Source organism: Salibacter sp., assembly GCF_031581065.1.
Taxonomy (GTDB): domain Bacteria; phylum Bacteroidota; class Bacteroidia; order Flavobacteriales_G; family Salibacteraceae; genus Salibacter.
This window is the reverse complement of the sequence record NZ_JAVLBN010000030.1, coordinates 1-25,924: the sequence shown is the minus strand read 5'-3', so window position 1 is coordinate 25,924 and position 25,924 is coordinate 1. Positions and strand designations below refer to the sequence as shown.

Sequence of the window (25,924 nt, the reverse complement as noted above, 5' to 3'; positions counted from 1 at the left end):
GATTACTGCCTGGTTAGCACCTCCGTGGAGTGGCCCCCAAAGAGCATTAATACCTGCAGAGATTGAAGCGTAAAGACTTGCGTGAGATGATCCAACGATACGTACTGTAGATGCTGAACAGTTTTGTTCGTGATCTGCGTGAAGGATTAACAACTTGTCCAATGCATCAGCAACAACAGGATCAACCTCAAAATCTTCAGCCGGTACAGCGAACATCATTTTGAGGAAGTTCTCAGTGTAATTAAGGCTGTTATCTGGATAGTTTACAGGATGACCTTGTTCGTTTTTATAAGCCCACGCTGCCATAGTTGGCAGTTTAGCTAAAATACGAACGATACTCATGTTTACCTTTTCCCATGATCTATTTGGATCGAGAGATTCAGGATAAAAAGCAGTCATTGAACAAACCAAAGATGATAAAACACCCATTGGATGCGAATTAGAAGGAAAACCTTCTAAAATTTTACGCATATCCTCGTGGATCATCGTGTGGTTTTGAATGCTACCTGTAAACTCATCATATTGAGTTTTTGTTGGAAGTTCACCGTGAATGAGCAGGTACGTAACTTCGAGGAAATTTGATTTTTCTGCTAAATCCTCAATCGAATATCCTCTGTAACGTAAAATCCCATTTTCACCATCTAAATATGTGATCTCACTCTTGGTAGAACCTGTGTTTTTGAAACCCGGATCAATAGTAATTGCACCACTTTGAGCGCGTAATTTACCAATGTCAATACCAGTTTCATTTTCAGTTCCTGTAACAAGAGGGAGCTGATAAGAATTTCCGTTTAATTTTAACTCTGCAAATTCACTCATTTTTGTAGAACGTTTTTATTTAAATATATGTTGATACAGCTTTCGCTGAAAGCTTTGCGAATTTAACAAATCAAATTGTCTTATAAAAGCTCAATTTGATTAACAAAACTTAAAGGACTTCCCTTGATAATAAGCGTTGCCTCCAAGATCCTGTTCTATTCTCAATAGCTGGTTATATTTCGCAATTCGGTCAGATCGCGAGGCCGAACCTGTTTTGATTTGACCTGTGTTCAATGCAACCGCCAGGTCAGCAATAGTAGTGTCTTCTGTTTCTCCGCTTCTGTGACTCATCACCGATGTGTAACCGTTTTTGTGAGCCATCTGTACAGCCTCAATTGTCTCTGTTAAAGTTCCTATTTGATTCACTTTAATCAAAATTGAATTCGCTGTATTTGTCTCAATACCTTTCACGAGGCGTTCTGTGTTTGTAACAAACAAGTCGTCACCTACTAACTGAACCTTGTTCCCAATTTTCTCAGTTAATGACTTCCAACCTTCCCAGTCATCTTCATCACATCCGTCTTCAATTGAGATAATTGGATATTTGTCTATCCAACTCTTCCAATAATTAACCATCTCACTGGAAGAAAGTTCATCACCGGTTGATTTTTTCAAGATATATTTCTTTTTGTCTTTATCGTAAAACTCTGCAGCAGCAGCATCCATAGCGATGTAAACATCATCTCCTGGTTTAAACCCTGCTTTTTCTATTGCTTTTATAACAGTTTCAATAGCTTGGTCATTCGACTTTAGGTTTGGGGCAAAACCTCCTTCATCACCTACATTAGTTGAATAGCCTCCATCTTTTAAAACCTGCTTGAGGTGGTGAAAAATTTCAGTTCCCCATCTAAGTCCTTCGCTAAATGACTTTGCTCCAAATGGCATTACCATGAATTCCTGGAAGTCAATTTTATTATCTGCATGAGCTCCACCGTTTAAAATATTCATCATTGGAACAGGAAGCTCACTCGTGTAAGCCCCTCCAACGTATTTGTAAAGCGGTAAACCGTGATCAATTGCTGCGGCCTTTGCTACTGCAAGCGAAACTCCCAGGATGGCATTAGCTCCAATATTTGCTTTGTTCTCTGTTCCATCAATTTCAATCATCATACGATCGATTCCTTCCTGGTCAGATACGTTAAAGCCCTGTAGCTCCTCATTTAATATACCGTTGATATTTTCAACAGCTTTTAAAACACCCTTTCCTAAGAAACGAGTCTTGTCGTTGTCTCTGAGTTCAACTGCTTCATGAACACCTGTAGATGCTCCAGATGGAACTGCAGCACTACCAACAGCTCCGGTATTGGTTATAGCATCAACTTCAACTGTTGGATTTCCTCTACTATCGAGAATTTGTCTTCCAATTAACCTTACTAATTGTCCCATAATAGATTTTATACTAGCGCTGCTTTGTGCTCACGCATTAAGTTTGTGAATTGATCAAATAAGTATTTTGAGTCGTTTGGTCCGGCTGATGCTTCAGGGTGAAACTGGACACAAAATGCAGGTTTATTTTTCCATTTCAATCCCTGGATTGTGTCATCATTCAGGTGAATGTGAGTCACTTCAATATCATCGTTTTTCTCAACAGATTCTTTTGTCACGACAAATCCGTGGTTTTGAGAAGTAATCTCACCCCTGCCTGTTTCCAGATTTTTTACAGGATGATTAATTCCTCTGTGACCGTTATACATTTTATCTGTAGAAAGATTCTCTGCAAGCGCCATTAACTGGTGTCCAAGGCAAATACCAAACACAGGTTTGTCCACGCTTAGGATTTCCTTCACTAAATCTATTGAGCTCTTCATAGCTGCCGGATCTCCGGGGCCATTAGAAAGCATAAAACCATCAGGATTCCATGCCTTAATTTCTTCGAGTGTAGAAGTCATTGGGAATACTTTTACTCGGCAACCTCTCTCCACAAGACTCCTGAAAATATTTTGTTTAAGCCCAAAGTCTAACATCGCCACTTTGAATTCTTCGTTTTCGGTCGTAACCTCATAAGCTTCTTTACAGGCAACTTTAGAAGAAAGCTCAAGACCTTGCATACTCGGAACCTCTTTCATCATTTCATTGAGCTTGTCAATATCCAACTCATCAGTTGAAATGATTGCGTTCATTGCTCCTTTATCACGAATGTGACGCACGAGAGCACGTGTATCCACATCGCAAATGCCGGCAATATTATTCTTTTCAAAATATTTGTGTACAGTTTCAATCCCGGCTGGTCTTGAGTAGATATCTGATATCTCTTTGCAAACCAGTCCAGAAATTTTGACTGAATCGGATTCAACTTCCTCTGGATGGATGCCGTAATTCCCGATGTGTGACGGAGTCATGACAAGGATCTGACCGAAATATGAAGGATCAGTGAAAATTTCCTGATACCCCGTCATTCCTGTATTAAAAGCAATTTCTCCAGAGCTTTTACCTTTAATTCCAAAACCTCTACCATAGAAAGTGGTTCCATCTTCTAGCAATAAAACTGCCTGATCTTTAAACTTAAACTGCATTGTAAAAATATTTATACAAAAAAAGGACAGAACTAAAAGCCCTATCCTTTTTAAATAACATTTATGTCATCAATGTATTATTCTGATGATTTATCATCTTTTTTATTGTCTTTAGCTTCAGACTTTGGAGCCTCTTTCTTAGGCTTTTCTTCTTTCTTATCGTCAGCTTTTTTAGACTCAGCCTTAGTCTCAGTAGCCTTTTCATCTTTTTGGTCAGATCCAGATTCAGCAGCTTTTTCAGTTGCTTTATTCTGAGTTGATTTCTTGCTACCACCGCCTCTACGGCTTCTTCTAGTTTTTGGTTTAGAAGATTTCTCTTCTTTACCGTAAACTTCATTGAAGTCAACTAATTCGATAAGGCACATCTCAGCAGCATCACCCTGGCGAAAGCCGGTCTTGATGATACGTGTGTAACCTCCTGGCCTGTCAGCAACTTTAGGTGCTACGGATCTGAAAAGTTCAGATACAGCATCCTTACTTTGGAGTTGTTTAAAAACAATTCTACGCGAGTGAGTAGAATCCGTTTTAGAGCGTGTAATCATTGGCTCAACATATCCTCTCAAAGCTTTAGCTTTTGCTACAGTTGTTACAATTCTTTTATGCTCGATTAAAGAACAAGCCATATTTGCAAGCATTGCCCTTCTGTGGCCTGCTTTTCTTCCTAAATGATTAAAAGACTTTTTGTGTCTCATTGATTCGAGGTTTTCGGAAGCCCTAAAAGCTTCTTCGTAATGCTATTAATCTTTATCTAATTTGTATTTGGATAGATCCATACCGAACTCCAACCCTTTTCTGTCAATCAATTCATCGAGTTCAGTAAGTGATTTCTTTCCAAAATTTCTAAACTTCAACAGGTCGTTGCGCTCGTATTGTACAAGATCTCCAAGTGTTTCTACTTCAGCTGCCTTGAGGCAATTGAGAGCTCTGACACTAAGGTCTAAATCAGTCAGCTTAGTTTTGAGCAACTGACGCATGTGAAGTGAAGTTTCATCAAACTCTTCTTCAGCTGATTTTTCTTCATCATCAAGTGTGATTTTCTCATCGGAGAATAACATGAAGTGATGGATAAGAATTTTAGCAGCTTCTTTGAGAGCATCTTTTGGATGGATACTACCATCAGTCTCTATATCGAATACGAGTTTTTCGTAATCGGTCTTTTGTTCAACACGATAGTTTTCAATCGCGTATTTTACATTTCTTATAGGAGTAAAGATAGAGTCAATGGCAATTTCTCCAATAGGAGGATTTTCATTTTTATTCTCTTCGGCTGGAACGTAACCACGGCCTTTACCAATTGTTACATCAACCTGAATCGACACGCTTTCGTCCATGTTACAAATAACATGATCAGGATTTAATACCTGGAAAGCTGAAGTGTACTTGCCGATATCGCCAGCAGTGAATTGTTTTTTACCATCAACTTTAACTGTTACAGTTTCAGTATTGGTATCTTCAATTTGTTGCTTAAAACGAACTTGTTTAAGATTGAGAACAAGTTCAGTAACATCTTCAATTACGCCTTTAATCGTAGAGTACTCGTGGTCAACGCCTTCAATTTTGATATTGGTTATAGCATAACCTTCAAGAGACGAGAGTAAAATACGTCTCAAGGCATTACCTACAGTAATTCCATAGCCCGGCTCTAGTGGTCTGAATTCAAACTCACCTCGGAAATCATCCGAGCTATTCATTATTACCTTATCGGGCTTTTGAAAATCTAATATTGCCATTGCAACTTAACTTTAAATTTATAAGCTATTATTTCGAGTACAACTCGACAATCAACTGTTCTTTAATATTCTCTGGAATATCCTCTCTTGTAGGTATACTCAAGAATTTACCTTTTAGAGATGATTTATCAAACTCTAACCATGGGTAACTTCTATTAGTACCGTGAACAGATTCAGTAATAGCTTCAAGTGATTTGGATCTTTCTCTTACAGCAATAACATCACCAGGTTTCATTTCGTAAGAAGGAATACTTACGATTTCGTCATTAACCGTGATGTGTCTGTGATTAACGAATTGACGAGCAGCTCTTCGAGTTGGTGCAATTCCTAATCTGAAAACTGTGTTATCTAAACGACCTTCACAAAGCTGTAAAAGGTTTTCACCAGTAATACCTTTAATGCTTGATGCTTTTTCAAACATCTTGCGGAATTGACGCTCAAGAATTCCGTAGGTGTACTTAGCTTTTTGCTTTTCAGCAAGCTGAATAGCATATTCAGATTGCTTTCCCCTTCTTCTTGAGTTTCCGTGTTGCCCCGGACCGTAGTTTTTTCTTTCTAAAACTTTGTCAGGTCCAAAGATTGGATCTTTAAAGCGTCTTGCTACTTTCGATTTTGGTCCTCTATATCTAGCCATGATCTAAATTTCTTTTAAATTATACTCTTCTGCGCTTTGGTGGGCGACATCCATTATGAGGTAAAGGAGTAATGTCAATGATCTCACTTACTTCAATACCACTATTGTGAAGGGTACGAATTGCTGACTCACGGCCTGAGCCTGGACCTTTCACATAAACTTTAACTTTTCTCAAACCTGCTTCGTAAGCAATCTTAGCGCAGTCCTGAACGGCTACCTGTGCTGCATAAGGTGTGTTCTTTTTAGAACCTCTAAAACCTTGTTTCCCTGCAGATGACCAGGAAATTACCTGACCAGAAGCATTCGTCAATGAAATAATGATATTATTAAATGACGAATGAATATGAGCTTGACCTATTGGATCAACTTTTACTTTTCTCTTTCTTGCTGCTGATTTTGCCATATCCAACTAAATCAAATTACTATTTGGTTGCTTTTTTCTTGTTAGCAACTGTTTTACGCTTACCTTTTCTTGTTCTTGAGTTATTCTTCGTACGCTGTCCACGTAGTGGAAGACTTGCACGATGGCGAACTCCTCTGTAGCATCCGATATCCATCAAGCGTTTGATGTTCATAGAAACCTCAGAGCGAAGAGCTCCTTCTACTTTCAGCTCATCATTGATGAAAGATCTAATCTTAGCTAACTGGTCATCATTCCAGTCTTCTACCTTGATACTTTCATCAACACCTGATTCTTTCAATATTCTTTTTGAAGTAGAAAGACCGATTCCGTAGATGTAAGTCAATCCAATTACACCCCTTTTTTGTTTGGGTAAGTCAACTCCTGCAATTCTTGCCATAGTAAATTATCCTTGACGTTGTTTAAACTTAGGGTTCTTTTTGTTGATCACGTAAAGTCTACCCTTTCTGCGTACAATTTTACAATCAGAACTTCTCTTTTTAAGTGATGCTCTTACTTTCATATTCTGGTTTATTTATAGCGGTAAACAATTCTTCCTTTTGAAAGATCATAAGGAGACATTTCTACTTTGACCTTGTCACCTGGTAAAATTTTAATGTAATGCATTCTCATTTTTCCAGAAATGTGTGCGGTAATCACGTGCTCATTTTCCAACTCTACACGAAACATCGCATTAGACAAAGCTTCAATTATTGTCCCATCTTGTTCTATAGAAGATTGTTTTGCCATATATTCTAATTAAATTTTTATCCTGCCATTCCAAAAGCTGAAGCTCTTCCCTTCAACTTTCCTGATTTCATTAATCCATCGTAATGTCTCATCAACAAATAACTCTCTATTTGTTGTAATGTATCGAGAACAACTCCAACCATAATTAATAGTGAAGTTCCTCCGAAAAAGAGTGCAAAGTTATTAGAAACTCCGGCATTAATTGCAAATGCTGGTAAAATTGCTATAAAAGCGAGGAATACTGCACCCGGGAGGGTTATTCTTGAAAGCACATTATCGAGGAAATTACTCGTATCCTGACCTGGACGAACTCCTGGAATGAATCCATTATTCTTTTTGAGGTCGTCTGCCATTTGCTGTGGATTGATTGTGATTGCTGTATAGAAATAAGTGAATAAAATAATCATTACAGCAAAAATCAGGTTATACCAAAATCCACTAATATCGTTGAAAAGTGATGCCCATCCGGTTAAATCCTCACTTTGTGAAAAGTTCACCAGTGTAATCGGTATCATCATCAGAGCCTGAGCAAAGATAATTGGCATAACACCTGATGCATTCACTTTTAATGGAATGTACTGGCGAGCTCCCTGAGCTTGTTGTTGTCCACCCGCAACTTTTCGAGCAAAGTTCACAGGAACTCTTCTCACACCCTGTACAAGGAGGACAGTCAGTAATATCACAACTAAAAGAATTAAAACCTCTATCAAAATGATCACGAGACCTCCGCCACCATCGCCCATTTGTTTGTCAAATTCAAACAAGAAAGCGGTTGGTAAACCGGCTATAATTCCGATCATGATGATTAAAGATATTCCATTTCCAATTCCGCGGTCAGTTATTTTCTCTCCGAGCCACATTACAAACAATGTTCCGGCTGTGAGAATAACAATTGACGGTAAAGTAAAGGACATAAAGCCCGGATTGACAATTGCTGCATCCGGAACTTGTGTAGCTAAATAACCGGGCGCCTGACCTGCTGTAATAGCAATGGTCAAAAACCTGGTGTATTGGGTAATCTTTCTACGACCGCTCTCACCTTCTTTTTGCATCTTTTGAACTGCTGGCACGGCAATACCGAGAAGCTGCATAATAATCGATGCAGAAATGTAAGGCATGATACCTAAGGCAAATACAGATGCTCTGGAAAAGGCACCTCCTGCAAATATGTTCAACAATGCTGCAAGACCTGTAGCTCCTTCAGATGCTTCCTCCAGTACGATAGGATCGACTCCTGGAAGAACAACAAAAGATCCAAGTCTGTAAACAAGAATGAGGCCCAGGGTCAAAAGAATTCGATCTCTGAGCTCTTCAATCTTAAATATATTTGCTATGGTATCAAAAAGGCGTTTCATCTACTAAACGTTTTTTGCTTCGCCACCTTTATCTTCAATGGCTTTACGTGCGGTGTTAGAAAATTTATGTGCTTGAACGGAAACTTTAGACTTAAGTTCACCACGTCCTAAAACTTTGATTTTATCGTGACGATCAGCCATTCCATTAGCAATAAAGTCCTCAACTTTAATTTCATCCAATTTCTTAGCTTCAGCTAATTGAGAAATTGAATCGAGGTTTATAGGTTTATATGCAACACGGTTAATGTTGTGGAAACCAAATTTAGGAAGTCTGCGTTGAAGTGGCATTTGGCCTCCTTCAAATCCTAATTTGCGGCTGTAACCAGATCTAGATTTCGCTCCTTTATGTCCTCTGGTAGCTGTATCACCATTACCAGAACCTTCACCACGTGCAATACGCTTGCTTTTACGAACAGATCCTTTAGCCGGTTTTAAATTATGTAATTCCATCAGTTATCTTATTGTGCGATTAAACTTTCTCAACTTCGATAAGGTGATTCACCTTTCTAATCATTCCCTCAATTTGAGGATTTGCTTCGTGCTCAACACTGTGGTTGATCTTTTTCAAACCAAGGGCCTGTAACGTTCTTTTTTGACGTTGTGGTCTCTTGATTGAAGAGCGCTTTTGAGTTATTTTAATTTTTGCCATGAGGATATCTTTATCCGTTAAATACTTTGTCAATACTAATGCCTCTAGTTTGTGCGATTGTAGAAGCATCTCTGAGTTGTGCTAGTGCATCAATTGTTGCTTTTACAACGTTTGCAGGGTTAGATGAACCTTTAGACTTTGCGAGTACATCTGTAACTCCTACACTCTCAAGTACTGCACGCATAGCACCACCTGCAATTACTCCGGTACCGTGTGATGCTGGTTGAATGTAAACGCTTGCACCGCTGTACTTACCTAGCTGAGCATGTGGTATTGATCCGTTGATAACAGGTACTTTAATAAGGTTTTTCTTAGCATCGTCAATACCTTTGGAGATAGCAGTCGTAACTTCTTTTGCTTTTCCCAATCCGTGTCCAACAACACCGTTCTCATCACCTACTACAACAACTGCTGAAAAGCCAAAGGTTCTACCACCTTTTGTTACTTTCGTTACTCTGCGAATGTTTACGAGCTTGTCCTTGAGCTCGATATCGCTGGATTTAACTTTCTTTATGTTTGTTTTAGCCATAATATCTTAAAATTTTAAACCAGCTTCTCTGGCTGCATCTGCGAATGCTTTAACTCTACCGTGATAGAGGTAACCATTACGGTCAAATACAACTTTATTAATACCTGCTTCAACAGCTTTTTCAGCGGCTAGTTTACCAATCACTTTAGCCTGTTCTTTTTTAGGAATTCCGTGTGCTTCTTTAACATTCAAAGATGTAACTGAAAGTATAGTCTTATCAGTTTTATCATCGATGATTTGAGCATAAAACTCTTTATTACTTCTGTACACAGAAAGCCTTGGTCTTTCCGCATCACCTGATAGTGACTTACGGATTCTTCTCTTTATCTTATTTCTTCTTTCTAACTTCGAGATAGCCATAGGTCAATTTTATTTAGCAGCTGCTTTACCAGCTTTTCTGCGAATATGTTCTCCAACAAAACGAATACCTTTTCCTTTGTAAGGCTCAGGTGATCTGAGTGATCTCAATTTAGCAGCACACATTCCAATTAACTGCTTATCATAAGACTCCAAAGTTACAAGTGGATTTTTACCACGCTCAGAAACTGCGGTTACTTTTACTTCTTTAGGGAGCTGAAACACGATGTTGTGTGAAAACCCTAATGATAGCTCGAGGTTTTGACCCTGTGCAGTTGCGCGGTAACCTACACCTACAAGTTCCATTTCTTTCTTGTAACCTTCAGTTACACCTACTACAGCATTTTGAAGCAATGCTCGATACAAACCATGTTTTGATTTGTGATCTTTGTCTTCGCTTTTACGCTCAAGAACAATCTCATTGTCTTCAACTTTAATCGAAACTGCTGAAGTATCGTACTTTTCAGTGAGCTCACCTTTTGAGCCTTTAACTGTTACGATATTGTTGTCGACTTTTACATCGACACCATCTGGTAATTTTATAGGTGATAATCCTATTCTTGACATAATAATATCTTTAGTAAACGTAGCAAATTACTTCACCACCAACATTATGTAACTTCGCTTCTTTTTCAGTCATCAACCCTTTGGAAGTTGACATGATAGCTATTCCTAAGCCGTTGAGTACTCTTGGTAAATCATCTTTACCGGTATATTTTCTCAAACCTGGCTTACTGACTTTCTTGAGGCTGCGGAATGCACACTCTTTTGTTTTACCATCGTATTTCAAAGCGATTTTGATGGTTCCCTGAGGCCCATTGTCGTCTTCAAACTTGTAGTTAAGGATGTATCCTTTGTCAAACAAAATCTTTGTCATTTCCTTCTTCATATTTGAAGATGGAATTTCTACAAGTTTATGTTTAGCCTGTGCCGCGTTACGTACACGCGTTAAGTAATCTGCTATTGGATCAGTATTCATTCTATTCGCTATTTTTTACCAACTTGCTTTGGTTACTCCTGGTATTAAACCTTTGACTGCCATTTCTCTAAAGGTTACACGCGACAAACCAAACTGGCGCATGTATCCTCTTGGGCGACCTGTGATCTTGCATCTATTGTGTGCTCTGACCGGTGAAGAATTCTTTGGTAGCTTTTGTAGCTCTTCCCATTTTCCTTCTTCCTTAAGTCGCGCTCTTTTTTCAGCGTATTTTTCAATCATCTTTGCACGTTTTCTCTCTCGTGCTTTCATCGATTCTTTTGCCATAATCGAATTCTATTTTTTAAATGGTAATCCAAGAGCTTCTAATAATGCAAAGCCCTCTTCGTCCGTTTTAGCTGATGTCACAAAAGTGATATCCAGCCCATTTATATGTGATACTTTATCAATGTCAATCTCAGGGAATATGATTTGTTCTTTTACTCCCAGAGTGTAGTTTCCTCTACCGTCAAGTTTCTTATTAACTCCTCTGAAGTCACGAGTTCTGGGAAGCGAAACTGCGATTAATCTATCGACAAATTCATACATCATGTCACCTCTCAATGTAACACGAGCTCCAATTGGCATACCTTTTCTCAACTTAAAGTTTGAGATATCCTTCTTAGAATACGTAGGTACTGCTTTTTGACCTGCAATATCAGTAAGTTCTTCTACTGCTTTTTCGATTAATTTCTTATCAGCAGTTGCTTTACCTATACCCTGACTCAATATTACTTTTTTCAGTCTTGGTATTTCCATTACTGAACTGTAGCTAAAGCGTTCCTTAAGCTTAGGAGAAACTTCCTCAAGGTAGCTCTTTTTTAATCTTGGTTGGTAACTCATGACTTAATTTCCTCCTGACTTTTCTTAGAATATCTCACTAATTTTCCTTCAGAGTTTTTTCTTCTTCCAATCCTTGAAGCATCTCCTTTAGAGTCTACTACCATTAGATTAGAGATATGAATTCCAGCTTCAGTTTCAACAATTCCTCCCTGAGGATTAGTTGCTGAAGGTTTTTGGTGCTTTTTAATCATGTTAACACCATCAACTGTAGCTCTGTCATTTTTTCTAAAAATCTCTTTTACTGTTCCTGTTTTGCCTTTTTCATTACCGGCAATAACTTTTACAGTGTCGCCTACCGTGATATGTAGTTTTTTTCTCATGATCTAAATTTTAAAGCACCTCTGGAGCTAGTGAAACAATTTTCATAAACTGTCTTTCACGAAGTTCACGTGCTACTGGACCAAATATCCTGGTACCTTTCATTTCTCCAGTAGGATTGAGAAGAACAACGGCATTGTCATCAAATCTGATGTAAGAACCATCTTGCCTTCTAACTTCTTTCTTTGTACGTACAACAACAGCTGGAGAAACGGCACCTTTTTTAACGTTTCCATTTGGCATAGCATCTTTAACAGATACTATGATCTTGTCTCCTATAGAAGCGTATCTTCTCTTTGTTCCGCCTAATACGCGAACACAAAGAACTTCTTTCGCTCCGCTGTTATCTGCAACTTTTAATCTACTTTCTTGCTGTATCATGGTTGCCCAGTATCAAATATTATTTTGCTTTTTCCAAAATCTCAACCAAACGCCAGTTCTTGCGCTTACTCAACGGTCTTGTTTCCATGATACGTACTGTATCACCAATACCGCAGTCATTTTTTTCATCATGCGCAACGAACTTGGAAGTCTTTTTCACAAACTTTCCATACATTGGGTGCTTCACTTTACGCTCTACTGCGATCACAATGGATTTATCCATTTTATCGCTGGTTACAACACCAATTCTTTCTTTTCTTAAATTTCTTTCCATGGCGATTCAGTTATCCGTTGAGTTCGCGTTTAGTCAATTCTGTATTCAATCGCGCAATTGTTTTTCTCTTTGCGCGTATTTCCATCGGATTTTCAAGTTGAGATACGGAGTGGTTCATCTTTAACTGCTCTAGAGCAGCGCCTTCGTTCTCGAGCTTTTCGATGATCTCGTCCTTTGTCAATTGAACTATTTCTGATTGCTTCATTATTTTAAAGATTAACCAACGTAGTCTCTACGTACAACAAATTTAGTTTTAACAGGTAACTTTTGTGCAGCCAGGCGAAGTGCTTCCTGAGCAATTTCTTGCTTTACTCCATCTAGTTCAAATAAAATCCTTCCTGGCTTAACTTTAGCTACCCAGTGATCTAATGCACCTTTACCTTTCCCCATCCTTACTTCTGCTGGTTTGCTAGTGATAGGCGTATCTGGGAAAATGCGGATCCAAACCTGACCCTCCCTTTTCATGTAACGCGTCATAGCAATCCTCGCAGCTTCAATTTGTCTCGAAGTTATACGAGCTGGTTCAAGTGTCTTAATTCCAAAAGATCCGAATGAGATTTCTGCACCTCTGGTAGCATTACCTTTAATTCGACCCTTTTGTACTTTTCTGTGCTTTACTTTTTTTGGTTGTAACATCTCAGCCTATTTGTTGTACGTTACTTGCGTTTTCTAAATTTCCCTTTACCTCCGCGTTGGTTACTTACACCAACATTTGGAGATAGATCTCTTTTACCGTAAATCTCTCCACGGCAAATCCATACCTTGACACCTATACGGCCATATGTGGTATGAGCTTCTGATAGAGCATAATCGATATCGGCTCTGAATGTATGCAATGGCGTACGACCATCTTTGTACATTTCTGTACGAGCCATATCTGCTCCGTTTAATCGACCAGAGATACTAACTTTAATGCCTTCTGCACCCATTCTCATCGTACTGGCAATTGCCATTTTAGTTGCACGTCTAAATGAAATACGTCCTTCAATTTGACGCGAAATGCTATCTGCAACAAGACGAGCATCTAATTCTGGTCTCTTAATTTCGTGTATGTTGATTTGAACATCTTTCCCAGTTAGCTTTTTAAGCTCTTCTTTCAACTTATCAACTTCCTGACCACCTTTCCCGATTATAATACCAGGACGTGCGGTGTGAATAGTGACAGTTATAAGTTTAAGGGTACGTTCTATTATAATCTTGGCAACACTGGCTTTTCTGAGGCGAGCATTGAGATATCTGCGAATGTCGTGGTCTTCAGCGAGCTTGTCACCATAGTCATTACCACCATACCAGTTAGAGTCCCAACCTTTAATGATTCCTAATCGATTACCTATTGGATTCGTCTTTTGTCCCATTCTAATTCTCTTTGCTTTTAGTGTCCAGGATTAAAGTCACGTGATTTGAACGTTTGCGTATTCTATGAGCTCTTCCCTGAGGTGCTGGTTGAATACGTTTTAACATTCTGGCACTATCAACTTTTATTTCTTTAACATAAAGATCAGCATCTTCCCAACTGCTCTCAGTCTTTTGCTCATAGTTAGCAAGTGCACTTCTCAATAGCTTTTCAATACGGCCTGAAGCATCTTGCTTACTAAACTGAAGTATAGCTGCTGCTTCGTTTACATCTTTTCCTCTAACTAAATCTGCAACAAGACGCATTTTACGAGGAGATGTTGGACAATTGTTAAGTTTCGCGAGGTAAAGGTCTTTTCTTTCCTCTCTTATTTTTTCTGCTCTTAATCTTTTTCTAGCTCCCATAGCAATTACCTTTTACCTTTATCTTTACGGTTACCTGCGTGGCCACGGAAGTTTCGAGTAGGAGCAAATTCACCTAATTTATGACCAACCATGTTTTCCGTAACAAATACAGGGATAAATTTATTGCCGTTGTATACCGCGATCGTTAAACCAACAAAGTCTGGTGTAATCATCGAGGCTCTTGCCCAGGTTTTAATCGTAGATTTTTTACCTGACTCCTGAGCTTCTTCTACTCTTTGCATTAACTTGTAATGTACAAAGGGCGGCTTTTTAAGTGACCTACTCATTATCTCTTATTTTTTCTGCGTTCAACGATATACTTGTTAGTCGCCTTTTTAGGTTTACGAGTCTTGTAACCCTTAGCTGGAACACCGTTTCTAGAACGTGGGTGACCACCTGAGGCGCGACCTTCACCACCACCCATTGGGTGATCGATTGGGTTCATAGCAACACCTCTTGTACGAGGTCTTCTACCTAACCATCTAGAGCGACCAGCTTTACCGCCTACTTCAAGAGCGTGGTCAGAATTACTTACTGACCCGATAGTCGCTTTACAAGTCTTTAAAACTAATCTGGTTTCTCCGCTGGGAAGTTTTATAACACCATACTTGCCGTCTTTTGCTACTAACTGTGCATAAGAACCGGCACTTCTGGCTAACTTCCCACCCTGACCAGGGCGAAGCTCTATATTGTGAATAATTGTACCTAATGGGAGATCACCAATGAACATGGCATTTCCAACTTCAGGCGTAGCTTCTTTACCGGCAATGATAGATTGACCTACTTTAAGGCCGGCCGGAGCTATAATGTACCTTTTTTCAGATCCGTATTTCACAAGTGCAATACGTGCTGATCTGTTTGGATCGTACTGTATTGATTCAACAGTACCTTTAACACCGTCATTATCCCTTCTAAAGTCGATAATACGGTAACGTCTTTTGTGACCGCCCCCTCTGTAACGAACAGTCATCCTACCCTGGTTGTTACGTCCACCTGATTTTTTAATCGGTGCTAACAAACTTCTTTCAGGTTTATCAGCTGTGATCGTATCAAACGAACTCACAACTCGATAACGCTGACTGGGCGTAGTCGGTTTTAACTTTCTTATTGCCATGACATCTTCTTCGTCTAATGGTTTCTTTAAATACTCTTAAATGTTGCTGTAAAAGTCGATCACATCACCATCTTTAATAGTGACAACCGCCTTTTTATAAGTTCCGGTGTTTCCATCAATGATTCCAGTCTTGGTATAGCGTGTTTTGCTTTTACCCGGATGAACCATCGTATTAACAGTTTCAACTGTTACACCGTAAGCATCTTCTACAGCATCTTTAATCTCAATCTTGTTTGCCTCACGTTGAACCTTAAAAGCGTACTTATTTCTAAGCTCACTTTCGTTGGTCATTTTTTCCGTGATTATCGGCTTAAGCAATATACTCATCGCTGTGTTGCTTAACTTAGTGTGTTTTCAATAATTTCAATAGAACTTTTCGTAAGTATAAGCGCTTTTGCTTCCATTATATCATAGGTATTTAGCTGCGAAGCACTTATTACTTTAACCCCCTTCAAATTTCGGGCCGACAAATATACATTTTTATTTGCATCTCCAAGTACGATTAGGGACTTTTTATCGGCAGCTCCCATATTGTTCAGTACTGACACAAAATCTTTTGTCTTTGGCGACTCAAAAGAAAGATCTTCGATAACCATTATGCTATCTGATTTTGCCTTGGCACTCAATGCACTTTTACGTGCTACGCGTTTCACTTTCTTGTTGAGCTTAAAGCTGTAATCTCTAGGAGCTGGACCAAATACGCGTCCACCGCCTCTAAAGATAGGAGACTTGATACTACCAGCACGGGCTGTACCTGTACCCTTTTGTCTTTTGATCTTCTTCGTACTACCCGCAATATCTGCGCGCTCTTTTGCTTTGTGAGTACCTTGTCTCTGTTGAGCACGATACTGCTTAACATCGAGATAAACAGCATGCTCATTGAAGTCAACCCCAAAAATAGAGTCGCTCAACTTAGCCTTTGAGCTAGTACTTTTTCCAGTTTTATCGTGTACTTTTAGTTCCATTACTTCTCTACAATTACGTATGAACCATTTGGCCCGGGAACTGAACCAGTTATTAATACCATATTCTTCTCGGTCAGAACCTTAACTATCTTAAGGTTTTGAGTCTTAACGCGAGAACCACCTGTTCTTCCGGCCATTTTAACACCTTTGAAAACACGGCTTGGATCAGAAGCTGCACCGATAGATCCTGGAGCTCTTTCCTGGTCACCCTGACCGTGTGTTCTGTCTCCAACACCAGCAAATCCGTGACGCTTCATTACACCCTGAAAACCTTTTCCCTTTGATGTTCCAACGATGTCGATGAATTCACCTTCTTCGAAAATGTCAACTTTTACTTCGTCACCAACTTTGTAATCTCCATCAAAGTCACGGAATTCAATGACCTTTCTTTTTGGTGCAGTCTTCGCTTTCTTAAAATGACCCAGCATAGCACTAGATACATTCTTTTCACTCTGATCACCGTAAGCGAGCTGCAAGGCTTTGTATCCGTCAGTGTCTTCAGTCTTAACCTGAGTTACAGCACATGGACCAGCTTCGACAATAGTCACGGGAATATTTTTCCCGTTTTCATCGAAGATACTAGTCATTCCTATTTTTTTACCAATAATTCCTGACATCACAATCGAATTATTATACTTTAATTTCTACTTCAACTCCACTTGGCAGTTCCAATTTCATGAGTGCATCAACTGTTTTAGATGATGAACTGTAAATGTCCATCAATCTTTTGTAGGCACTCAACTGGAATTGTTCTCTCGACTTTTTATTCACGTGAGGAGAACGTAATACCGTGTAGATTTTTTTTCTGGTTGGTAAAGGGATCGGACCATTAACTACTGCTCCGGTTGACTTTACCGTTTTTACAATCTTCTCAGCTGACTTGTCAACCAAGTTGTGATCGTATGATTTTAATTTTATTCTAATTTTCTGAGCCATGCTTAAACCAAATTATGCTGTAACGTTTCCTTTAGATTTTGCAATAATTTCCTCTTGAATTCCTGAAGGAACTTCAGAGTAATGATCAAACTGCATTGTTGATGTAGCTCGTCCTGAAGATATGGTTCTGAGCGAAGTCACATAGCCAAACATCTCAGAAAGAGGAACCATTGCTGTAACAACCTGTGCTCCACCTCTTGAATCCATTCCTTCAACCTGTCCTCGTCTTTTATTAAGGTCTCCTACTATATCACCCATACTTTCTTCTGGTGTAATAACTTCAACCTTCATAACAGGCTCGAGAATTACCGGCTTAGCTTTTGGTAAAGCTGTACGGTAAGCAAGCTTAGCTGCCATTTCGAATGACAACTGGTCTGAATCCACAGGGTGGAATGAACCATCTTTAAGAGTAACCTTCATCCTGTCCATTGGGTATCCTGCAAGAACACCATTTTCCATAGCGTCTTTGAAACCTTTTTCAACAGATGGGATAAATTCTCTTGGGATGTTACCACCTTTAATTGTATTCACAAATTCTAATCCCTGCTCATCGTCATCTCGTGGTTCAATCGTAATGTCGATATCAGCAAATTTACCACGACCACCTGTTTGCTTCTTGTAAACCTCGCGGTGATCGATAGCTCCTTTGATTGTTTCCTTGTAAGAAACCTGTGGAGCTCCTTCGCTAACCTCAACCTTAAACTCACGTTTCAAACGATCAACAAGTACTTCAAGGTGAAGCTCACCCATACCTTCAATTACAGTTTGACCTGAATCTTCATCAGTTTTTACTGTAAATGTTGGATCCTCTTCAGCGAGTTTTGAAAGGGCAACACCTAACTTATCAACGTCTTTTGAAGACTTTGGCTCAATAGCCAACCCGATAACCGGATCAGGAAATTCCATGGATTCGAGCACGATAGGATGCTTAGCATCACATAGGGTGTCTCCTGTTCTAATATCTTTAAATCCAACAGCTGCTCCAATATCACCACAATGTAACTCTTCAATTGAGTTTTGCTTATTAGAGTGCATTTGGAACAGTCTTGAGATACGTTCTTTTTTACCGGTTCTCATGTTTGTAACATAAGATCCTGCCTGAATAGAGCCAGAGTAACAACGCATGAAGCAAAGACGACCAACAAAAGGATCAGTAGCGATTTTAAATGCTAATGATGCCATTGGCTCATCTTTTGAAGGCTCACGTGATTCCCGTTCTTCTGAATCTGGATTGATCCCTTCAATCGCACCAACATCAAGTGGTGAAGGAAGGAATTCGATAACTGCATTGAGAAGTGCCTGAACACCTTTGTTTTTAAATGCAGAACCACACATCATCGGAATGATCTTCATTTCGACAGTTGCCTGACGAATCGCTTCAATCATTTCTTCCTCTGAGATAGAGTTCTCATCTTCAAAGAATTTCTCTAGAAGCTCTTCATTAGTTTCAGCAACAGCTTCTACAAGCTTACCTCTCCATTCGTGAGCAGTCTCTTTAAGATCTTCTGGAATTTCAGATTCAGTGTAAGTCATACCCTGATCTTCTTCATTCCATAAAATCGCTTTATTGCTGATAAGATCAACTACTCCTTTAAATGTATCTTCAGCTCCTATAGGAACTTGCAAAGGCATAGGGTTTCCGCTCAATCTTTCACGAACCTGTTCAACAACTTTGAAAAAATCAGCGCCCTGGCGATCCATTTTATTTACAAAACCCAAACGTGGAACTTCGTACTTGTCCATCTGTCTCCATACAGTCTCAGATTGTGGTTCAACACCACCAACAGCACAGTATAGAGCAACAGCACCATCGAGTACACGCATTGAACGCTCTACCTCAACAGTAAAGTCAACGTGACCTGGTGTATCAATTATATTAACACGGTATTCCTCCGTATTAGGAAGCAGCTCACCCTGTTTAGTTGGGTACTTCCAAAATGTTGTTGTTGCAGCAGAAGTAATTGTAATACCTCTTTCCTGCTCCTGCTCCATCCAGTCCATGGTAGCAGCACCATCGTGAACTTCACCAATTTTGTGGCTCAACCCGGTGTAGTATAAAACGCGCTCAGTTGTTGTGGTTTTACCCGCATCAATGTGAGCTGAAATTCCAATGTTTCTCGTAAATCTGAGGTCTCTCTTTTTTGCCATAACAGTAAGCCTTCGCTTGGGTTCTTAAAATCTAAAGTGAGAAAAAGCTTTATTCGCTTCAGCCATACGGTGAGTATCTTCTTTCTTCTTGAATGCACCGCCTTCGCCTTTTGAGGCTGCCAACAACTCTTCTGCGAGTTTTTGCCCCATTGACTTGCCGCTTCTTGCGCGTGAAAACTTCACTATCCATTTCATAGCGAGTGAAATTTTTCGACTGGTACGAACTTCCTGAGGAATTTGGAATGTTGCGCCACCCACTCTTCTACTGCGTACTTCAACTTGTGGAGTAACATTTTCAACAGCCTTTTTAAAGGTTGCTAACGCTCCCTCTTCAGACTTTTCTTCCATCACGTCCATAGCCTCGTAAAATACCCGGTAAGCTAAACTCTTCTTACCTTGCAACATTAAGTTGTTTACGAATTTAGCTACTAACGTATCCTGATAACGTGGATCAGGATCTACCTCTCTTAATTTCGCTTTTGCTTTTCTCATGTTATCTTAGAATAAGTTCAATTCTTACTTCTTCGGCCTTTTTGTACCGTACTTTGATCTTCTCTGTGTTCTTCCTTCAACACCTGCAGTATCGAGTGCTCCGCGAACAATGTGATAACGCACACCTGGCAAATCCTTCACACGACCACCACGTACAAGCACAATAGAGTGCTCCTGGAGGTTGTGACCTTCACCCGGAATGTAAGCGTTCACCTCATTACCATTCGTCAATCGAACACGCGCAACTTTACGCATTGCTGAATTCGGTTTCTTAGGTGTTGTCGTGTAAACACGTGTACAAACACCTCTTCTCTGTGGACAAGAAGCAAGTGCAGCAGATTTACTTTGCTGTACTCTTCTGTTACGTCCTTTTCTAATTAATTGCTGAATTGTTGGCATATTCAGTTATAATACAGTTAATTCTATCAAATAATATAATTCCCACCGATTTTAAGCGGGGTGCAAATGTACATGATTATAATTTAAAAACAATAACCAGTTCAAAAAAAATGAGATAAGTGTAAATTTATCAATTATTTAGGCTACTGCCCTCACTTTCGAGGGCTTTTTCGCCATATTTGTCACCTATTTTCAATACTCTTCTCTACAGTCAGAACCGAATTATACTTTTGCAGCGTGAATTATCTAGAAGAACTAAACAAAGAACAACGAAAAGCAGTTGAACAAACTGAAGGCCCAGTTATGGTTTTAGCAGGAGCCGGATCAGGTAAAACAAGAGTTCTAACTTACCGCATTGCACACCTTATTAACAAAGGAGTGCCTCCATTCAATATTCTATCACTCACATTTACCAATAAAGCGGCCCGTGAAATGAAAGAGCGTATTGGAAAAATAGTGGGCGAAAGTACAGCTAAATCGATTTGGATGGGAACTTTTCACTCTGTTTTTGCCAGAATCCTGCGATCTGAAGCTGAAAAGATTGGCTACCCTTCAAATTTCACCATCTATGACTCTGATGACTCAAAGAGACTGGTCAAGCAAATCATTAAGGATCTAAACCTGGATGATAAGGTTTACAAACCCAACCTCGTTAAAAATCGTATCTCATCGGCAAAAAACAACCTGTTGAGTCCGCAGGCTTATAAGGACAATCCAACTCTTGCAAAAGAAGACGCCCAGTCAAAAAAACCAGAAATCTGCAGGATTTATGAAATTTACGATAAGCGACTTTTCAAAGCTGGTGCAATGGACTTTGACGACCTCCTATTTAAAACAAATATCTTACTCCGCGATTTCCCTGAGGTGTTGTTTAAGTACCAGGAAAAGTTCAGATATATTCTCGTAGACGAGTATCAGGATACCAACTTCTCACAATACATTATTGTAAAAGCACTCGCTTCTCGTTTCGAAAATATTTGTGTTGTGGGAGACGATGCGCAAAGTATCTACTCTTTCCGCGGAGCCAACATTCAAAACATCCTCAACTTTAAAAAGGATTACCCCGATACCGAGACTTTCAAACTCGAACAGAACTACCGCTCAACCCAAAATATTGTAGAAGCTGCCAATAGTCTTATCGACAAAAACCAGGAGCAGTTCAAAAAGAATGTGTGGACAAGCAACGATTCAGGTACGAAGATCAAGCTAACCCAGGCTCTGAGCGATAATGAAGAAGGGCTAAACGTAGCTCATGAAATTTATGCTCTGCACTCAACACACAATACTCAATACAGCGATTTTGCTATTCTCTACAGGACAAATGCTCAATCAAGGGCTATGGAGGATGCCATGCGCAAACTCAATATCCCGTACAAGATTTATGGTGGACTCAGCTTTTACCAGCGAAAGGAAATCAAAGATCTTCTCGCGTATTTTAGGCTGGTAATAAATCCACAAGATGAAGATGCCTTAAAAAGAGTGATCAACTACCCAAAAAGAGGAATAGGGAAAACGACAATCGACCGACTCACTCTCTACGGAAATGAAAATGATGTGGGGCTATGGGAGCTCATCAATACACTCCCCGCTCACAGTGTTAACATACCCGGATCGGCTCGAAACAAAATCGCGCAATTCGCTGAGCTCATTAAATCGTTCCAGAATGTGGCCGAGAAAAAAAATGCTTACGATACCGGAACTATAATCGCAAAAAGCACCGGCATTTTAAAAGAACACCACAACGATAAAAGTGCTGAAGGCGTAGCTCGCTACGAAAACATTCAGGAACTTCTCAACTCGATGAAGGAATTCGTTGAAGATGACGAAGCTGAAAACGAAAAAGATCTGCCGTCATTTGTTCAGGACATTCCGTTGCTAACTGATCAGGACCAGGACAGTGAGGAAGATCAAAACAAGGTGACACTCATGACCATTCACGCTTCTAAAGGCCTTGAGTTTCCCAATGTTTTTATCGTGGGCATGGAAGAAGAATTGTTCCCTTCACAAATGTCAACTCAATCACGGTCAGATCTCGAAGAAGAGCGAAGATTGTTTTACGTGGCATTGACACGATCAGAAGAGCGATGCTATTTGTCCTTTGCACGAAGCCGTTACAAATGGGGAAACCTCATACACTGCGAACCGAGTCGCTTCCTCCAGGAAATAGATACCGACTTCATCGATGCATCTGGCGTTACACCAAACCAACCCAGCAAAAATCCGTTTGAATCGAAAGGTGACTGGGGCTCTTCAATGGGTGGTGGATCTGACCGAAGCGCTCCAACTCAAAGGAAAAGTGTAACACCTCCGCGCCAAAAAATGATGAGGGTTCCTAAAACTGATACTTCAAACTTTAAAGGTGATGACACAGCAAACCTGAGAGAAGGCATGGAGGTTGAACACGGCCGCTTTGGACGCGGAACTGTTGTTTCAATCGAAGTATCAGGAAACCGCAAAGCAGTTGTCGATTTTGAGCAACACGGCAAAAAGCAACTTTTATTAAAGTTTGCCAAACTAAAAATATTGAACTAATTTCTCAGTTAAAAGCCTATTTTTGAGGCACAATTATATTCTTATGAAGTACAATACTACGAGAAAGCACCTCGTACTCCCTGAATACGGCCGAAATATTCAGGACATGGTTGATTACACGCTCACAATTGAAGACAAGGAAGAGAAGAATAAAGCAGCACGATCTATCGTGAAGTTGATGGAGCAAATGCATCCTGAGGTGCGTGAAATAGATGATTATCAACATAAATTGTGGGATCACCTACACGTTATGGCCGATTATCAACTCGACTGCGATTCACCTTATCCCAAACCGAACAAGGTTGAGTTTGAAAGCAAGCCAGATAGAGTTTCTTATCCATCAAACAATATTCGATTTCGCCATTACGGCAAAGTCATCGAAAGAATGATAGGTAAAGCAACTGATTATCCTGAGGGCGAAGAGAAAGATGCGCTTATCAAGACAATTGCCAACCTGATGAAACGTTTCTACCTTGTGTGGAACCGCGACTCAGTAAATGATGACGATATTTGGAATCACGTTAAAATGTTATCGGGAGGTGAGCTCAAAAAGCCTGAAGGTGCAGATTTAACTGATACTTATGACATTTTGAGAAGCAACAAGCCAAACAAAAAACGTCCGCACAAGAAAAACCGCAAACACAGAAATCGCTAATAACAAATGGGTGTATTTGAAGTCAAAGGAGGCCGTGAACTAAAAGGAGAAATAACGCCTCAGGGTGCAAAAAATGAAGCTCTACAGGTTTTAAATGCTGTATTGCTCACTCCAGAAAAAGTCACTATTTCAAACATCCCAAACATCAGGGATGTCAACAAACTCATCGATCTGCTCAAATCGCTCGGTGTTAAAGTTGAGCAACTTAATGACGATACCTACTCTTTCCAGGCTGATGAAGTCGATATCGAATACCTCACAACACCCGAGTTCAAAGAAAAAGGTGGCGGACTTAGAGGTTCAATCATGATCGTTGGTCCGCTTTTGGCTCGTTTTGGAAAAGGGTATATCCCAAAACCGGGTGGAGATAAAATCGGCAGACGCAGATTAGACACACACTTTGAAGGTCTTCAAAAGCTGGGAGCAAACTTCGAATACGACTCTAACACCAACTTCTATAAAACTGAAGCAGCAAAGCTAAAAGGAACTTACATGCTCCTCGATGAAGCATCAGTAACCGGAACGGCTAACATCGTAATGGCGGCCTCAATGGCCAAGGGCAAAACAACGATTTACAACGCTGCCTGTGAACCATACCTTCAGCAACTTTGCAATATGTTGGTGAACATGGGAGCCAAGATCAGCGGAATCGGCTCTAACCTGCTCACGATTGAAGGAGTTAAAGAACTACATGGTACGGAGCACTGCTGTCTTCCGGATATGATTGAGATCGGTAGTTTCATCGGAATGGCAGCAATGACGAATAGTGAAATCACAATTAAAGATGTTCACTACGATCAACTGGGAATGATTCCCCAGGTCTTTAACCGACTTGGAATCACAATTGTAAGGCGCGATGATGATCTCATTATTCCAAAACAAAACCATTACGAAATCGACCAATTCATCGATGGGTCGATTCTTACCGTTTCAGATGCACCATGGCCGGGTTTCACGCCAGACTTATTGAGTATCGTGCTCGTTGTGGCTACACAGGCGAAAGGTAGCGTACTCGTGCATCAAAAAATGTTTGAGAGTCGTTTATTCTTCGTGGATAAATTGATTGATATGGGTGCTCAAATCATTCTTTGTGATCCGCACAGGGCTACAGTTATTGGGCTCGATAAGCAAGTTCCATTGCGTGGTATTAGCATGACATCACCTGATATTCGTGCAGGTGTGGCGCTCCTCATCGCAGCATTATCGGCTGAGGGAACGAGCCACATCCACAACATCGAACAAATCGATCGCGGATACCAGTATATCGATAAACGCCTCCAGGCACTTGGAGCTCGTATCAAACGAATTGACTAAAAGAACAACTTATGAAACCGACAGCATATTTATTCCTCACCGCACTTTTCTCTGTTGTAGCCTGCTCTTTCGTGAACAAAGACGCAGCAAAAACAAAACAGTCAGAGCCGGTTAGAGTAAGTACCACTCCTCCTGATGTTTCATCACAGTCAGAACCGGACGTTGGAACTGATGTAGGCGACCTGGCACCAGAAATTAACCTCCCAACACCGGATGGAAAAGAAATTGCTCTTTCTGATCTCAGAGGAAAAATGGTTCTCATCGACTTTTGGGCATCGTGGTGCGGACCTTGCCGAAGAGAAAACCCCAACCTCGTAAAGGCTTACGAAAAATATAAAGATGCAGAGTTCGAAGATGCAGACGGCTTCACGATTTACAGCGTATCGCTCGACAAAAGCAAAGGTTCATGGGAAAAGGCCATTGAGCAGGATAACCTCACATGGAAATACCATGTGAGCGACCTCAAGTTTTGGAACTCTGAACCTGCATCGAGATACGGTGTTCGTGCAATACCTACCAACTTTCTCATCAATGCTGATGGAATTATTGTAGCAAAAAACCTTAGAGGTCCACTACTTCACCGCACTATGGATGAGTACGTGACTTCATTTTAAAAAGACCAAAACAAGGACTGTCTTCTAAAAACTACTCCACCAAATCCTCTCTCATCCAAACATCTTTACCTATCCATAGAGCAATCATACCCGTTCCTTTTTGGATGCAAAGGCTGTCTAATGTTCCATTATTATCTCTATTTTCATACAAAAAACAACTTGAATAAGTATCTCCATTAAATTCTATTTCCTCAAGATTGTTTTCTAAGTATAAAATGCTTTCTTTTAAACTCTTGCTAAAATATTTAGCACCACCAGAGAGCGTACTTTCTATTTCATAATAACAGCCCCTATTATTGAACTTATTTCTTTGGTAGCCGTAATGTGTTTCTGTATTAATACTGATTGTATTCTTTATATTTCTGTATTCTTGCTCTGTAAAAGGTCTACAGATGCATGTTCGATGATCTAAACATGTTTTTTCATCTTCACCAGTCTTCATGTCTTGCATAGATAAATACAGGTTAAT

At 39.9% G+C, this 25,924-nt stretch carries 40 protein-coding genes; 4 read left to right on the top strand and 36 right to left on the bottom strand.

The annotated features are described in order from the left end of the window. From RI557_RS08235 to rpsL, 35 genes are all read right to left on the bottom strand, one after another. Positions 1 to 819 (bottom strand): citrate/2-methylcitrate synthase (locus RI557_RS08235; RefSeq protein ID WP_310683181.1); only part of this gene is annotated, 819 nt, incomplete at its 3' end. A 99-nt stretch (positions 820 to 918) separates the two neighbouring features. Then, positions 919 to 2,205, bottom strand: coding sequence for a phosphopyruvate hydratase (eno, locus tag RI557_RS08230; RefSeq protein WP_310668309.1), 1,287 nt, complete (start codon positions 2,203 to 2,205; stop codon positions 919 to 921). An 8-nt stretch (positions 2,206 to 2,213) separates the two neighbouring features. Next, the gene (carA, locus tag RI557_RS08225) at positions 2,214 to 3,332 is read right to left on the bottom strand and encodes a glutamine-hydrolyzing carbamoyl-phosphate synthase small subunit (protein ID WP_310668310.1); all 1,119 of its coding nucleotides are present in this window, start codon (positions 3,330 to 3,332) and stop codon (positions 2,214 to 2,216) included. 77 nt (positions 3,333 to 3,409) lie between these two features. Beyond that, positions 3,410 to 4,024 (bottom strand): 50S ribosomal protein L17, encoded by a 615-nt coding sequence (gene rplQ, locus RI557_RS08220; protein ID WP_310683179.1) that lies wholly within the window; start codon positions 4,022 to 4,024, stop codon positions 3,410 to 3,412. Positions 4,025 to 4,069: 45 nt separating this feature from the next. Beyond that, positions 4,070 to 5,062: a DNA-directed RNA polymerase subunit alpha gene (locus RI557_RS08215; protein ID WP_310668312.1), complete on the bottom strand. Its 993-nt coding sequence runs from the start codon at positions 5,060 to 5,062 to the stop codon at positions 4,070 to 4,072. Positions 5,063 to 5,090: 28 nt separating this feature from the next. Beyond that, positions 5,091 to 5,696, bottom strand: coding sequence for a 30S ribosomal protein S4 (gene rpsD / locus RI557_RS08210; protein ID WP_310683177.1), 606 nt, complete (start codon positions 5,694 to 5,696; stop codon positions 5,091 to 5,093). Between the two features lie 19 nt (positions 5,697 to 5,715). Further along, positions 5,716 to 6,099: a 30S ribosomal protein S11 gene (rpsK, locus tag RI557_RS08205; protein ID WP_151166207.1), complete on the bottom strand. Its 384-nt coding sequence runs from the start codon at positions 6,097 to 6,099 to the stop codon at positions 5,716 to 5,718. Positions 6,100 to 6,118: 19 nt separating this feature from the next. Further along, entirely contained in the window at positions 6,119 to 6,496 is a 378-nt protein-coding gene (rpsM, locus tag RI557_RS08200; RefSeq protein WP_151166208.1) for a 30S ribosomal protein S13, read from the bottom strand. Between the two features lie 6 nt (positions 6,497 to 6,502). Then, complete coding sequence (gene ykgO, locus RI557_RS08195) at positions 6,503 to 6,619, bottom strand: type B 50S ribosomal protein L36 (RefSeq protein WP_151166209.1); 117 nt, start codon at positions 6,617 to 6,619, stop codon at positions 6,503 to 6,505. Between the two features lie 8 nt (positions 6,620 to 6,627). Continuing rightward, complete coding sequence (infA, locus tag RI557_RS08190) at positions 6,628 to 6,846, bottom strand: translation initiation factor IF-1 (RefSeq protein ID WP_310668314.1); 219 nt, start codon at positions 6,844 to 6,846, stop codon at positions 6,628 to 6,630. A 17-nt stretch (positions 6,847 to 6,863) separates the two neighbouring features. Continuing rightward, positions 6,864 to 8,201 carry a preprotein translocase subunit SecY gene (gene secY, locus RI557_RS08185; RefSeq protein WP_310668315.1) on the bottom strand — a complete coding sequence of 446 codons (1,338 nt, stop codon included), beginning with the start codon at positions 8,199 to 8,201 and terminating at the stop codon, positions 6,864 to 6,866. A 3-nt stretch (positions 8,202 to 8,204) separates the two neighbouring features. Further along, entirely contained in the window at positions 8,205 to 8,651 is a 447-nt protein-coding gene (gene rplO / locus RI557_RS08180) for a 50S ribosomal protein L15 (RefSeq protein ID WP_310668316.1), read from the bottom strand. Between the two features lie 19 nt (positions 8,652 to 8,670). Beyond that, a complete protein-coding gene (rpmD, locus tag RI557_RS08175; RefSeq protein WP_310668317.1) occupies positions 8,671 to 8,850 on the bottom strand; it encodes a 50S ribosomal protein L30 in 180 nt (59 codons plus the stop codon). Positions 8,851 to 8,860: 10 nt separating this feature from the next. Continuing rightward, entirely contained in the window at positions 8,861 to 9,379 is a 519-nt protein-coding gene (gene rpsE / locus RI557_RS08170) for a 30S ribosomal protein S5 (protein WP_310668318.1), read from the bottom strand. Between the two features lie 6 nt (positions 9,380 to 9,385). After that, positions 9,386 to 9,739, bottom strand: a complete 354-nt coding sequence (gene rplR / locus RI557_RS08165) for a 50S ribosomal protein L18 (protein ID WP_310668319.1) — start codon at positions 9,737 to 9,739, stop codon at positions 9,386 to 9,388. Positions 9,740 to 9,748: 9 nt separating this feature from the next. Next, complete coding sequence (gene rplF / locus RI557_RS08160) at positions 9,749 to 10,303, bottom strand: 50S ribosomal protein L6 (protein ID WP_310683174.1); 555 nt, start codon at positions 10,301 to 10,303, stop codon at positions 9,749 to 9,751. Between the two features lie 10 nt (positions 10,304 to 10,313). Further along, entirely contained in the window at positions 10,314 to 10,715 is a 402-nt protein-coding gene (rpsH, locus tag RI557_RS08155; RefSeq protein ID WP_151166217.1) for a 30S ribosomal protein S8, read from the bottom strand. A 15-nt stretch (positions 10,716 to 10,730) separates the two neighbouring features. After that, entirely contained in the window at positions 10,731 to 11,000 is a 270-nt protein-coding gene (gene rpsN, locus RI557_RS08150) for a 30S ribosomal protein S14 (protein WP_151166218.1), read from the bottom strand. Between the two features lie 9 nt (positions 11,001 to 11,009). After that, on the bottom strand, positions 11,010 to 11,555 hold the full coding sequence (gene rplE / locus RI557_RS08145; RefSeq protein ID WP_310668321.1) for a 50S ribosomal protein L5: 546 nt from the start codon (positions 11,553 to 11,555) through the stop codon (positions 11,010 to 11,012). Beyond that, positions 11,552 to 11,875, bottom strand: coding sequence for a 50S ribosomal protein L24 (rplX, locus tag RI557_RS08140; protein ID WP_310668322.1), 324 nt, complete (start codon positions 11,873 to 11,875; stop codon positions 11,552 to 11,554). The genes rplE and rplX overlap by 4 nt, the downstream gene beginning before the upstream one ends. A gap of 10 nt (positions 11,876 to 11,885) precedes the next feature. Further along, positions 11,886 to 12,254 carry a 50S ribosomal protein L14 gene (rplN, locus tag RI557_RS08135; protein WP_151166221.1) on the bottom strand — a complete coding sequence of 123 codons (369 nt, stop codon included), beginning with the start codon at positions 12,252 to 12,254 and terminating at the stop codon, positions 11,886 to 11,888. A 19-nt stretch (positions 12,255 to 12,273) separates the two neighbouring features. Then, a complete protein-coding gene (gene rpsQ, locus RI557_RS08130) occupies positions 12,274 to 12,528 on the bottom strand; it encodes a 30S ribosomal protein S17 (protein ID WP_310668323.1) in 255 nt (84 codons plus the stop codon). A gap of 10 nt (positions 12,529 to 12,538) precedes the next feature. Then, positions 12,539 to 12,733, bottom strand: coding sequence for a 50S ribosomal protein L29 (rpmC, locus tag RI557_RS08125; protein ID WP_310668324.1), 195 nt, complete (start codon positions 12,731 to 12,733; stop codon positions 12,539 to 12,541). An 11-nt stretch (positions 12,734 to 12,744) separates the two neighbouring features. Then, on the bottom strand, positions 12,745 to 13,164 hold the full coding sequence (rplP, locus tag RI557_RS08120; protein ID WP_151166224.1) for a 50S ribosomal protein L16: 420 nt from the start codon (positions 13,162 to 13,164) through the stop codon (positions 12,745 to 12,747). Positions 13,165 to 13,184: 20 nt separating this feature from the next. Then, the gene (gene rpsC / locus RI557_RS08115; RefSeq protein WP_310668325.1) at positions 13,185 to 13,883 is read right to left on the bottom strand and encodes a 30S ribosomal protein S3; all 699 of its coding nucleotides are present in this window, start codon (positions 13,881 to 13,883) and stop codon (positions 13,185 to 13,187) included. Position 13,884: 1 nt separating this feature from the next. Then, complete coding sequence (gene rplV / locus RI557_RS08110; protein WP_151166226.1) at positions 13,885 to 14,286, bottom strand: 50S ribosomal protein L22; 402 nt, start codon at positions 14,284 to 14,286, stop codon at positions 13,885 to 13,887. 5 nt (positions 14,287 to 14,291) lie between these two features. Next, positions 14,292 to 14,573, bottom strand: coding sequence for a 30S ribosomal protein S19 (rpsS, locus tag RI557_RS08105; RefSeq protein WP_310668326.1), 282 nt, complete (start codon positions 14,571 to 14,573; stop codon positions 14,292 to 14,294). Beyond that, positions 14,573 to 15,400, bottom strand: a complete 828-nt coding sequence (gene rplB / locus RI557_RS08100; protein WP_310668327.1) for a 50S ribosomal protein L2 — start codon at positions 15,398 to 15,400, stop codon at positions 14,573 to 14,575. The genes rpsS and rplB overlap by 1 nt, the downstream gene beginning before the upstream one ends. A gap of 36 nt (positions 15,401 to 15,436) precedes the next feature. Next, a complete protein-coding gene (gene rplW, locus RI557_RS08095) occupies positions 15,437 to 15,727 on the bottom strand; it encodes a 50S ribosomal protein L23 (protein WP_310668328.1) in 291 nt (96 codons plus the stop codon). 11 nt (positions 15,728 to 15,738) lie between these two features. Beyond that, on the bottom strand, positions 15,739 to 16,365 hold the full coding sequence (gene rplD, locus RI557_RS08090) for a 50S ribosomal protein L4 (RefSeq protein ID WP_310668329.1): 627 nt from the start codon (positions 16,363 to 16,365) through the stop codon (positions 15,739 to 15,741). Then, complete coding sequence (gene rplC / locus RI557_RS08085; RefSeq protein WP_310668330.1) at positions 16,365 to 16,982, bottom strand: 50S ribosomal protein L3; 618 nt, start codon at positions 16,980 to 16,982, stop codon at positions 16,365 to 16,367. The genes rplD and rplC overlap by 1 nt, the downstream gene beginning before the upstream one ends. A gap of 13 nt (positions 16,983 to 16,995) precedes the next feature. After that, the gene (gene rpsJ / locus RI557_RS08080) at positions 16,996 to 17,301 is read right to left on the bottom strand and encodes a 30S ribosomal protein S10 (protein ID WP_310668331.1); all 306 of its coding nucleotides are present in this window, start codon (positions 17,299 to 17,301) and stop codon (positions 16,996 to 16,998) included. Between the two features lie 12 nt (positions 17,302 to 17,313). Further along, on the bottom strand, positions 17,314 to 19,449 hold the full coding sequence (fusA, locus tag RI557_RS08075; protein WP_310668332.1) for an elongation factor G: 2,136 nt from the start codon (positions 19,447 to 19,449) through the stop codon (positions 17,314 to 17,316). Positions 19,450 to 19,473: 24 nt separating this feature from the next. Next, positions 19,474 to 19,941 (bottom strand): 30S ribosomal protein S7, encoded by a 468-nt coding sequence (gene rpsG, locus RI557_RS08070; protein ID WP_310668333.1) that lies wholly within the window; start codon positions 19,939 to 19,941, stop codon positions 19,474 to 19,476. Positions 19,942 to 19,965: 24 nt separating this feature from the next. Continuing rightward, positions 19,966 to 20,340, bottom strand: coding sequence for a 30S ribosomal protein S12 (gene rpsL, locus RI557_RS08065; RefSeq protein ID WP_151166235.1), 375 nt, complete (start codon positions 20,338 to 20,340; stop codon positions 19,966 to 19,968). 237 nt (positions 20,341 to 20,577) lie between these two features. Here rpsL and RI557_RS08060 point away from each other — a divergent pair, with 237 nt between their 5' ends. From RI557_RS08060 to RI557_RS08045, 4 genes are read left to right on the top strand one after another with little or no spacing between them, the layout of a single operon-like run. Next, complete coding sequence (locus RI557_RS08060) at positions 20,578 to 22,872, top strand: UvrD-helicase domain-containing protein (RefSeq protein WP_310683171.1); 2,295 nt, start codon at positions 20,578 to 20,580, stop codon at positions 22,870 to 22,872. A gap of 43 nt (positions 22,873 to 22,915) precedes the next feature. Continuing rightward, positions 22,916 to 23,527: a DUF4290 domain-containing protein gene (locus RI557_RS08055; RefSeq protein WP_310668335.1), complete on the top strand. Its 612-nt coding sequence runs from the start codon at positions 22,916 to 22,918 to the stop codon at positions 23,525 to 23,527. 6 nt (positions 23,528 to 23,533) lie between these two features. Further along, positions 23,534 to 24,841 (top strand): UDP-N-acetylglucosamine 1-carboxyvinyltransferase, encoded by a 1,308-nt coding sequence (gene murA, locus RI557_RS08050; RefSeq protein ID WP_310683169.1) that lies wholly within the window; start codon positions 23,534 to 23,536, stop codon positions 24,839 to 24,841. An 11-nt stretch (positions 24,842 to 24,852) separates the two neighbouring features. After that, complete coding sequence (locus RI557_RS08045; protein WP_310683167.1) at positions 24,853 to 25,455, top strand: TlpA disulfide reductase family protein; 603 nt, start codon at positions 24,853 to 24,855, stop codon at positions 25,453 to 25,455. A gap of 31 nt (positions 25,456 to 25,486) precedes the next feature. Here RI557_RS08045 and RI557_RS08040 read toward each other — a convergent pair. Continuing rightward, positions 25,487 to 25,924 (bottom strand): hypothetical protein (locus tag RI557_RS08040; RefSeq protein WP_310683165.1); only part of this gene is annotated, 438 nt, incomplete at its 5' end.